This is a genomic window from Streptomyces carpinensis (assembly GCF_002154505.1).
GTDB classification, from domain to species: domain Bacteria; phylum Actinomycetota; class Actinomycetes; order Streptomycetales; family Streptomycetaceae; genus Streptomyces; species Streptomyces carpinensis.
The window spans coordinates 1-13,066 of the sequence record NZ_MUBM01000447.1 but is presented as its reverse complement, the minus strand read 5'-3'; the positions used below and the strand labels follow the sequence as shown (position 1 = coordinate 13,066).

The following is a 13,066-nucleotide window of genomic DNA, read 5'->3' as shown; positions in this document are numbered from 1 at the left end:
CCAGAAGCGTGACGGCCGCGCCGCCGGCGCCCGCTCCTACGCCAGCCGCCTGCTGACCAAGCTCGACGCACGGGACCGCGCCGGTCCTGCCGTGACCGCCTGCGAGACCCCTTCGCCGACCGGCCTGGGCGCGGCAGCGTGCCGTCGTCGAGCACGTCACCGCCGAGCGACCGCTGTGGGGGTCACGGGGTCGGGCGGACCGCGAGGATGGAGGAGGACCGGTGCGGCAGGCCGGGGTTCCGGCCGAGCCGCGCACCGGTCGTGTGAGACTGCCCGTCTCCGAGAGAGAGTGCGCCGATGCCCCTTCCGTACGTCCTGTTGTCCGCCGCCGTCTCCCTCGACGGCTACCTGGACGACACCGGCCCCGANNCGCGATCCTGGTCGGGGCCGGCACCCTGCGTGCCGACAACCCGCGGCTGCTGGTCAACTCGCCCGAGCGGCGCGCCGCCCGGGTCGCCGCCGGGCAGCCGGAGTACCCGCTGAAGGTCACGGTCAGCTCCTCCGGCGAGCTGGACCCGAAGGCACGCTTCTGGCACACGGGCGGCGAGAAGGCCGTCTACACGACCGACAAGGGTGCGCAGCGGCTGCGCGAGGCCGGTGTGGCCGCGCAGGGCATCGCCGTCGTGCCCCTGGGGGACGAACTCGACTGGCGACTGCTGCTGGAGCACCTGCACGACGTGCGCGGAGTGCGCCGGCTCATGGTCGAGGGCGGTGGGACGGTGCACACCCAGCTGCTCCAGCGACAGCTCGCCGACGAGGTGCAGCTCGTCCTGGCCCCGCTGTTCGTGGGGGACCCGCGGGCGCCGCGGCTGTTCGGCCCCGGCGTCTACCAGGGCGGGCGGCTGCGGCTGGTGGAGACGCGCGCCATCGGCGACGTCGTCCTCATGCGCTACGAGCCGACCGCGCCCGGCGCCGGGGCCGAGGCCGCTCCCGCGGACCGGCACTGGCTCCGGATCGCGTGCGAGCTGGCGGAGCGGTGTCCGCCGTCGCGGACCGCGTTCAGCGTGGGCGCGGTGGTGGTCGCCGCGGACGGCACCGAGCTGGCCCGGGGCTACTCGCGGGAGGACGGCGACCCGGTCGTGCACGCGGAGGAGGCGGCGCTGGCCAAGATCGACCCGGCGGATCCGCGGCTGGCGGCTGCCACGGTGTACAGCAGCCTGGAACCGTGCGCCCGACGCGCCTCCCGGCCGCGACCGTGCGCCCGGCTGATTCTGGACGCGGGGGTACGGCGGGTGGTCACGGCCTGGCGGGAACCGGACACGTTCGTCGAGGGCGCCGACGGGGCCGCGGTGCTCCTGGGCGAGGGGGCGGACGTCGTGGTGCTCCCCGAGTTCGAGGGCCTGGCCAAGGAGCCGAACCGGCACCTGGGAGTGGGGCCTGGGCCCAGCCCCGAGTAGGGGCCTGTGATCGGGCCGCGACCGAACCCACCCAGGGGCTTGTGATCAGGCCGCGGCCGGACCCGTGCAGGGGTCTGTGATCAGGCCGCGAACAAAGGGGTGCGCGCACCGCTCCGTGGATGGCGTACACTGGTGTCATACCGACGCGGGGTGGAGCAGCTCGGTAGCTCGCTGGGCTCATAACCCAGAGGTCGCAGGTTCAAATCCTGTCCCCGCTACTGAAGGCTCAGGGCCGGAAATCCCATCAAGGATTCCGGCCCTGAGTGTTTTCCGCCCTCGATTTCCTTTGGGGGCCACGTGGTGTCTGCGGGGCGCCATGTGACGGCGCTCGCTTGCGAACCTTTCTGTTCCCGGATCTCCGAGCGCCGTCACATGATGTGAGCGAGCGATCCCTTTCCGCATAACATCTGAGACACCATCAAAAACTCTGAGACGCCTGTGGCGCAGTCAACTCGCCCGTATTTCGGTATTCCTGCGCCAAAAGTCCACGCCAAGAAGGTGCAACGATCAAGCCGGACGGCTTGGAATCGGAGGCTCCCGTCTATTAACGTTCGATAACGCAGCGCGGTCGTCCCAGCCGTCACAAGAGGCGGCTCCGTGCGCACGCGCCGAATCCCGTCAGGGAACCGGGGAACCACCAACTTGGGGTGAATCGGGCGTCTTCCGCCGTGTAGGTACGGCTGGGCTACGCGCGTAGGAGACCTTCCTGCTCCGAACCCGTCAGCTAACCCGGTAGGCGAGACGGAAGGAAAGGAGTACGCCCGCGTGGCGTCCAACCGGCCTGCACCAGAAGCCCCGATCGTGCCGAACCAGCGCACCGAGACCTTCGGTTACGAAGGTCGGCACCCCGACGAGGGCCCCTGGGAGGAGTGGAACCCCACCGAGGAGTCGCTCCGCCCGGTGCGTGGCCGGCACCGCGTCGCCAAGCAGCGCGGCGGCGGGCTCGCCCGCAGCTCCACGGTGCTCGGCGTGGGTGTCATAGCCGCCGTCGGCGCGGGCGGCATGGCCAGCGCCCACACCGGCAAGCCGCCCGTCTCCATCTCCTTGCCCGACCTGCCCTCGGTGGGTTCGCTGCCCGACCTGCCCTCCGTGGGCTCCCTGTTCGGCGACTCCGGCCACGACGACCACCAGGGCTCCGCGACCGCGCTCAGCAACGCCGGCGTGACCTCCGCCGAGAGCGAGCAGGGCACCTCCGGCGCGGGCGAGGCGCTGCGCAACCGCATCATGGCGCAGGCCGAGCAGCAGCAGGTCCAGGTCGAGGCCGAGGCCGAGGCGGCCGCCGAGGACGCCGCCGCCAAGCAGGCCGGCGAGGCCGCGGCCAAGGCGCAGAAGGAGGCCGAGGCGAAGGCGGCCGAAGCGAAGAAGGAGGCCGAGGCCAAGGCCGCCGCCGCGAAGAAGGCGGCGGAGGAGGAGGCCAGGAAGAAGGCCGAGGCGGAGCGGCTGGCCGCGCTGGCCAAGCAGTACGCGCTGCCGACCTCCTCGTACACCATCACCTCCACCTTCGGTCAGGCCGGCTCCATGTGGTCCTCCGGGTACCACACCGGCCTCGACTTCGCCGCGCCCACCGGCACGCTGATCAAGGCGATCCACAGCGGCACCATCACGGAGGCCGGCTGGGCCGGCTCCTACGGCTACCGCACGGTCCTCACCCTCGACGACGGCACCGAGCTGTGGTTCTGCCACCAGTCGTCGATCAGCGTCTCGGTCGGTCAGAAGGTGACCACGGGCGACGTCATCGGCCGTGTGGGCGCCACCGGCAACGTCACCGGCCCCCACCTGCACCTGGAGGTCCACCCGGGCGGCCAGGCCACCGGCATCGACCCGATGGCGTGGCTGCGGGGCAAGGGCCTCAACCCCTGAGGCCGTCTCCGAACCGATGACGTCAGGCTGAGCCCCGGCGGTCCGCCCGCTCCCCTCCGGGGCCGGCCCGAGCCGCCGGGGCCAGTTTGCGTGATCTTTGCGGTCGGATCCCGCGAGGCGCGGAATGGGCCGCTCCAGCGTGGCCGTTCATGTCGTACATGACTTCCCTATACAAGCTCGGCTCGTCCGACCTCGAGGTCTTCCCGCTCGCTCTCGGCGGCAACGTCTTCGGCTGGACCGCCGACCAGGCGCAGTCCTTCGCGGTGCTGGACGCCTACGCCGCCGCCGGCGGCAACTTCGTCGACACCGCCGACTCCTACTCCGCGTGGGTGGAGGGCAACAAGGGCGGCGAGTCCGAGACGATCATCGGTAAGTGGATCAAGGAGCGCGGCAACCGCTCCGACGTCGTCATCGCCACCAAGGTCAGCCAGCACCCGGACTTCCAGGGCCTGTCCGCCGCCAACATCAAGGCCGCGGCCGACGCGTCCCTCAAGCGGCTGGGCACCGACTACATCGACCTGTACTACACCCACTTCGACAAGCCCGAGGTGCCGGTCGAGGAGATCATCGGCGCACTCGACGAGCTGGTGAAGGCGGGCAAGGTGCGGCACATCGCCGCCTCCAACATCTCCGCCGAGCGGCTGAAGGCGTCCCTGGAATTCTCCGAGCGTGAGGGCCTGGCCCGGTACGTGGCGCTCCAGCCGCACTACAACCTCGTCTCGCGTGACACCTACGAGGGCGAGCTGCGGGACGTCGCCGAGCGGTCCGGTCTGGCCGCCGTGCCGTACTACGCGCTGGCCTCCGGCTTCCTGACCGGCAAGTACCGGCCCGGTGCGACGGTGGACAGCGCGCGGGCGCAGGGGGCCGCCAAGCACCTGGACACCGAGCGCGGGCGGAAGGTCCTCGCCGCCCTCGACGAGGTCGCCCGTGCCCACGGCGCCGAGGTCGCCACGGTGGCCCTGGCCTGGCTCGCGGCCCAGCCGACGGTGGCCGCCCCGATCGCCTCGGCTCGGACGGTGGACCAGCTCCCGGCGCTGCTGGGAGTGGCGGAGCTGCGCCTGACGGACGACGAGGTCGCGCAGCTGACGCGGGCGTCTGCCTGAGCCTGCCGGCCTCGCCCGGGCCGTGTCCGAGGCTCCCGCCCCAGGACCGCGCCCTAGGACTGCGTCCAATAGGGGTTGTACGGGCCGGCGGGGTACGGCGCCACCGGCCCGGGCAGGCCGTGGCCGTGCGGGCCGTGCCCGTGCGGCTGCCCGTACACCCCGTACACCGGCCAGGGCGGTGCGACGACCCGCACCGGCGGCGCGGTCATCCGGGCCGCGTAGTCGAGTGCGGGCTGCGCCACCTCCCGCCGGCGCCACAGCTCGTGGAGCAGTTCACGCTCCCGTACGACGAAGTCGGCCCCGGCCCGTCCGAGGCGTCCCCGGCGGCGCAGGAAGGCCAGCGAGGTCGCGTACGCCTCGTACTGGGCGACGGTCCGCGCCGCCGGCTTGCCGAGGTGGTGTCCGGCGTAGTCACGGGCCAGCCGGCGGGCTCGCATCGACCCGAGGGCGAAAGGCTCGGCGGGCGTCAGCCACCCGGCGGCGGCGTACGCGGGCAGTTCCTCGCGGATGGCCCGCAGCTCGCGCTGCCGGGTCCAGATGACCAGCCAGGTCAGCAGCCCGAACGCGGGCACCATGAAGGCACCGTAGACCGCGAAGAAGCCGTACTCGCCGAAGGTGGACGAGCCGTTCCAGAACGCGTGCATGCCCATCGCGAGCAGCAGCCCGGCCGGCGGCAGCAGGAGGCGCCGCAGCGGCCGGCGCTCCCCGGACAGTGCGGCGATGCCGAAGCCGATGCCGGTGAGGACGGTGAACAACGGGTGCGCGAACGGTGACATGACCACGCGCACGAAGAAGGTGGCCGCGGTGACGGAGGCGATGCCCCGGCCGCCGGTCATCTGGTCGGTGCCGAAGGCGGTGCCCAGGTAGAGGATGTTCTCGGTGAACGCGAAGCCGGTCGCGGTCACCCCGGCGATGACCACCCCGTCGACGATGCCGGTGAAGTCGCGTCTGCGGAAGAGGAAGATCAGCAGCACGGCGGCGGCCTTCGCGGACTCCTCCACCACCGGCGCGATCACGGTCGCGCCGAGCGTGTCCGCGCTGGTCGGGTCGGCGGTCGCCGTCGCTATCCACTTCGTCGCGAAGCTGTTGGCGACGATCGCTATCAGTGCCGCCGCGCAGGCGCCCCAGGCGAAGGCGAACAGCATGTTCCGCCAGGGGCTGGGGTCGACCCGGTCCAGCCAGCGGAAGGCGGCTATCAGCAGCGGTACCGGAAGCACGGCCAGCCCGAGCCCCACCAGGAATCCTTCTGTGCCGGTCTGGCGGCGGACCAGGGCGAGGATGACGAGTCCGGACAGCGCGAGCAGGGCGGCGACGGCGCCGTAGCGCACCCGTCGCCTCTGCCACCAGTGCGCGTGTCGCGGGCGGCCGCCGACGGGTGCCGGGCCGCTGGGCTGCGTCGGGTACGGGGGACAGGTGGCCACGTCATTGACCCTAACGAGGGAGGGCGCCGCCGCGCGACGGGGCCTCGCTGCCAACGGGGAGTGTGAACAGGCTCGTCAGCCGAGGCCGGGGCGCTCGGTGGGGAGCCGGTCGCCGCGCCGATCACCTTCGTGCTGATCACCGTGCTGTACGCGACGGAAGAGGAGATCGTTCACCACGTGTCCCTTGACCAGTCCCTGCCCCTCGAAGCGGGTCAGCGGCCGGAACTCGGGACGGGCTGCGAAACCGCCGCCGGGCTGCGTGTTCTCGTAGTCCGGGTGCGCGGTCAGCACCTCGAGCATCTGCTCGGCGTACGGCTCCCAGTCGGTCGCGCAGTGCAGGACCGCCCCGGGCTTCAGCCGGGTGGCGGCCAGCGTCAGGAACTCCGGCTGGATCAGCCGCCGCTTGTGGTGCCGCTTCTTGGGCCAGGGGTCGGGGAAGTAGACGCGCAGCCCGTCGAGGGAGTCGGGGGTGAGCATCTCGCGCAGCAGGATGATCGCGTCGCCGTTGGCGACCCGGACGTTGGTGAGCCCGTGGCGTTCGGCGAGGGCCAGCAGATTGCCCTGGCCGGGGGTGTGCACGTCGACGGCGAGCACGTTCGTGGCCGGGTCGGCGGCGGCCATCTGCGCGGTGGCCTCGCCCATGCCGAACCCGATCTCCAGCACGACGGGGCGGGAGCTGCCGAACAGCTCGGCGAGGTCGAGCACTCGCTGTCCGTCGATGTCCAGCCCCCACTTGGGCCACAGCCGTTGCAGGGCGTCCGCCTGCCCGGCGGTCACCCGGCTGCGCCGCGGCTGGAAGCTGCGGATCCGCCGCTCGAAGTGCGACCCGGCCGGATCGGCCTTGGGCCCGTCGGGAAACCTCGGCTCCCCCTTGGCCCGGGTGTGCCGAACGGGCACACCCGGGACGCGCGGGGACCCGGGAGCTGGAGGCAGGTTCAGGGAGTCAGACACAGTGCCATCGAGTTTACGGGGCCCGTCGTCGTCATCCCCGGTCCCGCCGGGCCCGCCCGCCGTCACCGCGCCGAAGCCAGCACCTCCAGCGCCCTCCTCGCCACCTCCCGTCCGATCGGCAGCGAGGCCGTCGCGGCCGGGGAGGGCGCGTTGAGCACGTGCACGGCCCGCGCCCCCTCCCGGATCAGGAAGTCGTCCACCAGCGTCCCGTCCCTGAGGACGGCCTGCGCCCGCACACCCGCGGCCGCCGGCACGAGATCGTCCTCCGCCACGCCCGGCAGAAGCCTGCGCACCGCCTCCGTGAACGCCGCCTTGGACACCGAACGCCGCAGCTCACCGGCCCCGTACCGCCAGTGCTGCCGTGCCAGTCGCCATGCGCCTGGCCAGCCCAGCGTCCGCGCCAGCTCCCGGGGACGTACGACCCCCCAGCCGTACCCCTCCCGGGCCAGGGCGGGCACCGCGTTGGGCCCGATGTGGACACCCCCGTCGATCCCCTTGGTCAGATGCACCCCGAGGAACGGGAACGCCGGATCCGGCACCGGATACACCAGCCCGCGCACCAGCTCCGGGCGGGCCAGCTCGTAGTACTCCCCCCGGAACGGCACGATCCGCACGTCCGGCTCGTCTCCGGTCAGCCGCGCCACCTCGTCGCACTGCAGGCCGGCGCAGTTGACCAGCACGCGCGCGCGTACGACGTCCCCGCGCGCCGTGCGGACCGCCACACCCAGCTCGGGCCGCCGGTCCACCCGCACGACCTGTGCCCCGTAGCGGATCTCCGCGCCGGACGCGTCCGCCAGCCGCCGCGCCACGCCCACGTAGTCGCAGACGCCCGTCGTTCCCACATGGATCGCGGCCAGTCCGCGCACCTCCGGCTCGTACTCCCCGATCTGGGCCGTGCCCAGCTCCCGCACCGGAATGCCGTTCTCCCGGCCGCGCTGCACCAGCGCGTGCAGCCGGGGCAGTTCCTCGCGCTCCGTCGCGACGATCAGCTTGCCGGTGACGGCGTGCGCGATGCCGTACTCCGCGCAGAACTTCACCATCTCGGCGGCGCCCCGCACCGCGTACCGCGCCTTCAGCGAGCCCGGCCGGTAGTAGATCCCGCTGTGGATCACGCCGCTGTTGCGCCCCGTCTGGTGCCGGGCCGGGCCCGGTTCCTTCTCCAGCACGGTCACGCGTGTGCCCGGCGCGGCGCGCGTGATCGCGTACGCCGTCGCCAGGCCGACGATCCCGCCTCCGATCACCAGCACGTCACAGTCGTAAGCGATGTCCGGCCGCACCCGCTCCACCTCCCGGTTTCGATAGTGCACTGCGCCACTGACAACGCCTTCAAACCGGGCGCGCGGCTCGGGCCTCCGCCGCTCGTCCGGCTCAGGCCGGGGTCATCAGCAGCGGTCGCGCCCGCTCCCGCAGCTCGGCCACGCGAGGCTCGTCGCCGTACGGCTCCAGCCGGTGGAGGAGGTCCTTGACGTACTCCGTGGTGCGCGCGGAGGAGATGCGCCCGGCCACCTCCACGGCCCGTACGCCCTGCTCGCAGGCCGCGTCCAGGTTGCCCGACTCCAGTTCGGCGACCGCGGAGACGACCAGCCGCAGGCCGTGCGAGCGCACGAACTCCTCCGTCGGCTTCGACAGCGCCTGCTCGGTGAAGCGGCGGACCTGGCGCGGTGCCTTCAGGTCGCGGTAGCACTCGGCGGCGTCGGCGGCGAACCGGTCGTAGCCGTAGAAGCCGAGCCAGGTCGGGTCGTTGTCGCCCTCCCGGGACCGCTCCAGCCAGCCCTCGGCGGCCTTCAGGGCCGCGCCGGCGGCCTGTGCGTCCCCCGCGCGCGCGTGGGCGCGGGCCTCGACGAGGCGGAAGAAGCTCATGGTGCGGGCCGTGGCCAGGCCGCGGTTGCGCTCCAGGGCGGCCTGCGCCAGGTCGACGCCCTCGTCGCCGAAGCCGCGGTAGGTCGCCTGGAGCGACATCGAGGCCAGGACGTATCCCCCCAGAGGCACGTCGGCAGCCGCCCGGGCCAGACGCAGCGCCTGGATGTAGTACCGCTGCGCGGCCTCCTGCTGGCCGGTGTCGAAGGCCATCCAGCCCGCCAGCCGGGTCAGCTCGGCGGACGCGCCGAACAGGGCGCGGCCGACCTCGTCGGAGTACGAGCCGAGGAGCAGCGGTGCCGCCTCCACCCGTAAACACTCGGGGACCATCGACGAACGCCAGTCGCCGCCCCCGTACTTGGAGTCCCAGCGCCTGGCGTCCTCGGCGGCCTCCCGCAGCTTCCGCACATCGCTGTGGCCGACTTTGATCGGTGCGCCGGGGCCCTCCGTCCCTGCCGCCTCGCGCGCCACCGAGCTGTCGGCCGGGGTTATCAGCCACCGGGAGGCGGGCGTTGCGTATGCGGTCACTGCGAACGATCCGGCGAGCGACTGCCAGATGCCGCCGGAGCCGGCCCGGCGGCCGGCGAGGTCGAGCCGGTACAGCTCCGTCGCAGACTTCACCGCCTGGCTGACGTCCCTGGGGAAGGCGAGGCCCACTTCGGGTGCGGGGTCCGCGTCCGCGAGGCCGATCTCGTGGAGCGGCACCGGGCGGCCGAGTTTCTGGCCGATGGCGGCCGCGATGAGGTGCGGCGCCGCTCCCTGCGGCACCATCCCCTTCGACACCCAGCGCGCCACCGAGGTCTTGTCGTAGCGAAGAGTCAACCCGCGTTGTGCGCCGAGGTCGTTGACCCGTCGCGCGAGTCCTGCGTTGCTGATTCCCGCGAGGGCGAGAACGGCGCCGAGCTTTTCGTTCGGCCCGCGTTGCTCCCTGGACATGCGCCACCCCTCGACACAGACGGCTGCCGCGCTGGCATAACCAGGCGGCATTCGTAAACCCAGCGTAGTTCGCCGCATCCCAAGCGTTAAGGGGCATTCTTCCGGATGGCGGGATTGTGGCCCGCACGGAAGTACGGGCCCTGCACGGACTGTTGCCGCGTGCTCCCACTGTGTGGCCGTGCGCCCGTCCGTGCGCTCTTCTCCGGCCATCGGGGGAGCGGTTCCATGGTCACGCGTGGGTCGGCCCGCTGTACTGGATCCAGTGGGCTGGGGGACACCGCCGCCTTCATCCCCGCGGGTGGCGGAACGGTCCGGGAGGCGAACTCCGCCTCCCGGACTGTGCGTTGCCGGCGCGCTGCGCAGAGCGTGTACGGAGCGTGCGCGGACCCGTATCCGCGGCGCCGAATTGGCCGAAAATCGATTCCGCTTTCTGCCACCAATTATGGCTTCTACCACGGCACTTGACGGCGCGCGGGGTATTGCGGAGAGCGCATCAGGGGGCGCATTCAGGTCGCAGTGACCTTGCCCGGTACGGGCGTTCGCCATCTTCGGGCAGGCGCGCGGGGGCCCGCACGATGGATCAAAGGCGGCTCCGCCTCCCCTCCGGCGCGCCTCCTTCGTGGCAGCATGGTGACCCGGTTGATTCGGTGCACTGGTTGTCCACAGTCCGTGGAGGCGTCGATGCGGTGGTTGGTGGGTTGGAGCAGCACCGCCGCGGGCCCCGACCGGATCGGCTCGGCGGGCGCCACCGGATACGACGGGGAGACCGTGCACCCGGTGGGTTCCCAGCTCCTGTGGAGCGATCCCGACCCGTTGTGGGCGGTCGGCGACTGGCGTCCGGACGAGGTCCGGCTGGTGCGGATCGACGCGCAGACCAGGATCGCCGTGCTCGGCCTCTGCGGGGCCTCCGACGAGCAGCTGCGGGTCGGCCTGCTCGCCGCGCGCGGGGGCGCCCTGCGCCATCTGACCGCCTGGCCCGGCAGCTACACGGCGGTGGTCCAGGTGGGCCGCCGCATCACCGTCTGCGGCGACCTCGCGGGCGCCCGCCCGGTCTTCCACACCCCCTGGGCCGGTGGCACGGCGTACGCGACCGCCGCGCTGCCGCTGGCCGACCTCGTCGAGGCCAACCTCGACTTCGGGCACCTCGCCGCCCTGCTCGCCGCCCCCGACGTACCGGCGGCGCTGCACGACTCCACGCCGTACGAGGGCGTACGGCGCATTCCGCCGGGGCACGCGCTGATCCTGCGGGCCGGGGCGCGCGAGGTCGCCGGGTACGAGCCGGTCGCCTCGCTCGCGGTGGCGGCACCCCCGGCCGACCCCGACAGCGCGGTCGGCGCGGTGCGCGACGCCCTGGTCGAGGCCGTGCGCGTCCGGCTCTCCGCGCCCCGCCACGTGCCCGAGATCGACCCCGGCCCGGTGCCCGGCATGGGACCCGCCGCGCGCCGCGCGGCGCGCGGGATGCCGGTGCCGGGCATCGGCGCGGACCTGTCCGGCGGCCCGGCGTCCGGGACGCTCGCGCTGCTGGCGGCGGGGCTGCCGGGCAACCCCGGCACGCTCCTGGGCCACGGCACGGGCGCCGGCGAGCGTCTGCTCGCGGTCACCTTCAACGACCTCGCCGTCGGCGGGCGGGAGGCCGAGCTGGAGCGGGCCGGCGCGATCGCCGCCAATCCGCGCCTGCACCACGTGGTGGTGACGGGCGGCGAGGAGGTGCTGCCCTACGCCGACCTGGAAGGGCCGCTGACCGACGAACCCGGGCCGTCGTTGGTCACGGCCGCGCGCCACCGCGCGCGCCTGGTCTCGGGCAGCGCGGACCACTTCACGGGCCACGGCGCCCGGCAGGTGCTGGACGCCCATCCCGCGCGGCTGGCCGACCTGCTGATGGACCGCAGGCGACGCCACCTGGTGCGGCCCGTCGCCGCGCTCGCCAAGGCCGACGGATCGGTGATGGTCCCCGCGCGCGTGTACGGCGCCGCCCGGCGACTGGCGCGGACCCCCTACCGCGCGGGGCTGGAGGGGCTCGCCGAGCGGCTGCTGCACCGCCGCTTCGACGAACCCACGGGCGCGGTGGGGGCCTCGCTGGCCGCGCTCACCTGGGCCGGACCCGGGCCCGCGGCGCGCTGGCTGACCGGCGAGGCACTGGCTGAAGTATCGGTTCGCCTGCAGGGCGCCACGGGCCGTTCGGCGGTCGGTCCGGGCCAGAGACCGGGGGACTATCGCGCGCGTGCGGCCCTGGCGAGGCACGCCGCGGACCTACGGGTCCTGGAGCAGGCCGCGGAGATCCGCTCCCAGAGGCTGCACGCCCCGTTCCTCGACAACCAGGTGGTCCGCGCCTGCCGGGTCCTCCCGGAGGCACTGCGGGTGCGGCCGGGGGCGCGGGCGGCCATTCTGCGTACGGTCCTGGAGGGCGCCGGAGTGCGCGAACTGCCACCCGGCTGGGGCGCGCCCTCGCACGCGCCGTCGGCGGTCGCGGCCCGCGCGGGACTGCGCGTGGCCGTGGACGAGCTGATGGCGCTGTTCGCGACCCCCCTGCTCGCGGAAGCGGGCCTGGTGGAGGCGCGGGTGGTCCGCAAGGCGCTGCGGGCGGCGGCGGAGGGGGAGCCGCTGCCGCTGGACGGGCTCGCGGACCTGGTGTCCCTGGAGGTGTGGCTACGGCGGCTGCTGGCGCGCCGGGGGACCTGCTGGACCGGCACGCCCGCACGCGCACGCGCGGTACCCGCGGGGATCGCGCCGCAGAGGGGGGCACTCGCGTCGGGGGCATGAACCTCCGCGCGGCCCGCGGCGCATGGGGTCGGACCGTGCGGTCCCGGCCGGGGCACGCACCCCCAGCGGCAAATCCCGTGCCCCGCTCTCCGGGCCCGGCGACAATGAGCCGGTGCGGTACAGAATCCTGGGCGTCACCCAGGCGGAGGACGACCAGGGCACCCGCGTGTCCGAGGGAACCGGCATGCCCGAGGGCGCCGTCGTGCCCGTCGGCGGCCCCCGCCTGCGCGCCCTGCTCACCGCTCTCGCTCTGCGGCCCGGCCGGGTCACCGCCCCTGGCGCCCTGATCGACGAGGTGTGGGGCGACGACCCGCCCCAGGACGCCCCGGCGGCGCTCCAGGCTCTCGTGGGCCGCCTGCGTCGTGCCCTCGGCAAGGACGCGATCCGCTCCGAGGCGGGCGGGTACCGGCTCGCGGCCGACCGCGAGGACGTCGACCTCTTCCTCTTCGAACGGCTCGTACGGGACGGCACCACCGCCCTGGACGACGGCGATGCCGGCACCGCGGCCCGTACGCTCGACACCGCCCTCGCCCTGTGGCGCGGCCCCGCCCTCGCCGACCTGCCCGACCGCACCGCCGCCGCCCGCCCCGAGGCCCTGCGCCTGGAGGCGGCCCGCGCCCGCGCCGCCGCGAGGCTGCGACTCGGCCGCGCCCCCGAGGCAGTACCGGAGCTGACGGCGCTGACCGCGGCGCACCCGTACGACGAACCGCTGCACGCCCTTCTCATCCGGGCCCTGCGCGACAACGGCCGCGGCGCCGACGCCCTCGCCGCCTACGAGGCC

8 protein-coding genes, 1 tRNA gene, 1 pseudogene and 1 riboswitch are annotated in these 13,066 nt (G+C 73.6%); of the genes and pseudogenes, 6 read left to right on the top strand and 4 right to left on the bottom strand.

What is annotated here, in order from left to right:
- The first annotated feature begins 297 nt into the window (after positions 1–297).
- The 4 genes and pseudogenes from BZY54_RS42920 (at position 298) to BZY54_RS42905 (ending at position 4,360) form a co-directional block, all read left to right on the top strand.
- Positions 298–1,397: pseudogene (locus BZY54_RS42920) on the top strand (dihydrofolate reductase family protein).
- A gap of 144 nt (positions 1,398–1,541) precedes the next feature.
- A tRNA-Met gene (locus BZY54_RS42915) sits at positions 1,542–1,615 on the top strand.
- A 378-nt stretch (positions 1,616–1,993) separates the two neighbouring features.
- Positions 1,994–2,151, top strand: a riboswitch (cyclic di-AMP (ydaO/yuaA leader).
- Positions 2,152–2,162: 11 nt separating this feature from the next.
- On the top strand, positions 2,163–3,257 hold the full coding sequence (locus BZY54_RS42910) for a M23 family metallopeptidase (protein ID WP_086730786.1): 1,095 nt from the start codon (positions 2,163–2,165) through the stop codon (positions 3,255–3,257).
- Between the two features lie 158 nt (positions 3,258–3,415).
- A complete protein-coding gene (locus BZY54_RS42905; RefSeq protein WP_086730787.1) occupies positions 3,416–4,360 on the top strand; it encodes an aldo/keto reductase in 945 nt (314 codons plus the stop codon).
- Positions 4,361–4,413: 53 nt separating this feature from the next.
- Here the strand turns inward: BZY54_RS42905 and BZY54_RS42900 are convergent, their stop codons facing one another.
- The 4 genes from BZY54_RS42900 to BZY54_RS42885 form a co-directional block, all read right to left on the bottom strand.
- Positions 4,414–5,781, bottom strand: coding sequence for a PrsW family intramembrane metalloprotease (locus tag BZY54_RS42900; protein ID WP_086730785.1), 1,368 nt, complete (start codon positions 5,779–5,781; stop codon positions 4,414–4,416).
- 75 nt (positions 5,782–5,856) lie between these two features.
- Complete coding sequence (trmB, locus tag BZY54_RS42895; RefSeq protein WP_086730784.1) at positions 5,857–6,732, bottom strand: tRNA (guanosine(46)-N7)-methyltransferase TrmB; 876 nt, start codon at positions 6,730–6,732, stop codon at positions 5,857–5,859.
- A 62-nt stretch (positions 6,733–6,794) separates the two neighbouring features.
- Positions 6,795–8,039 (bottom strand): L-2-hydroxyglutarate oxidase, encoded by a 1,245-nt coding sequence (gene lhgO / locus BZY54_RS42890; protein WP_086730783.1) that lies wholly within the window; start codon positions 8,037–8,039, stop codon positions 6,795–6,797.
- Positions 8,040–8,100: 61 nt separating this feature from the next.
- The gene (locus BZY54_RS42885; protein ID WP_086730782.1) at positions 8,101–9,525 is read right to left on the bottom strand and encodes an NsdA family TPR-like regulatory protein; all 1,425 of its coding nucleotides are present in this window, start codon (positions 9,523–9,525) and stop codon (positions 8,101–8,103) included.
- A gap of 681 nt (positions 9,526–10,206) precedes the next feature.
- Here BZY54_RS42885 and BZY54_RS42880 point away from each other — a divergent pair.
- Together BZY54_RS42880 and BZY54_RS42875 are read left to right on the top strand one after the other, a co-directional pair.
- Positions 10,207–12,285, top strand: coding sequence for an asparagine synthase-related protein (locus BZY54_RS42880; protein WP_086730781.1), 2,079 nt, complete (start codon positions 10,207–10,209; stop codon positions 12,283–12,285).
- A 112-nt stretch (positions 12,286–12,397) separates the two neighbouring features.
- Positions 12,398–13,066, top strand: a 669-nt coding sequence (locus BZY54_RS42875) for an AfsR/SARP family transcriptional regulator (protein ID WP_167414167.1), incomplete at its 3' end; no start/stop codon positions are given.

Coding starts and splice junctions, on each gene's coding strand:
- BZY54_RS42905 (WP_086730787.1), top strand. CDS start 3,416: ATGACTTCCCTATACAAGCTCGGCTCGTCCGACCTCGAGGTCTTCCCG.
- BZY54_RS42885 (WP_086730782.1), bottom strand. CDS start 9,525: ATGTCCAGGGAGCAACGCGGGCCGAACGAAAAGCTCGGCGCCGTTCTC.
- BZY54_RS42880 (WP_086730781.1), top strand. CDS start 10,207: ATGCGGTGGTTGGTGGGTTGGAGCAGCACCGCCGCGGGCCCCGACCGG.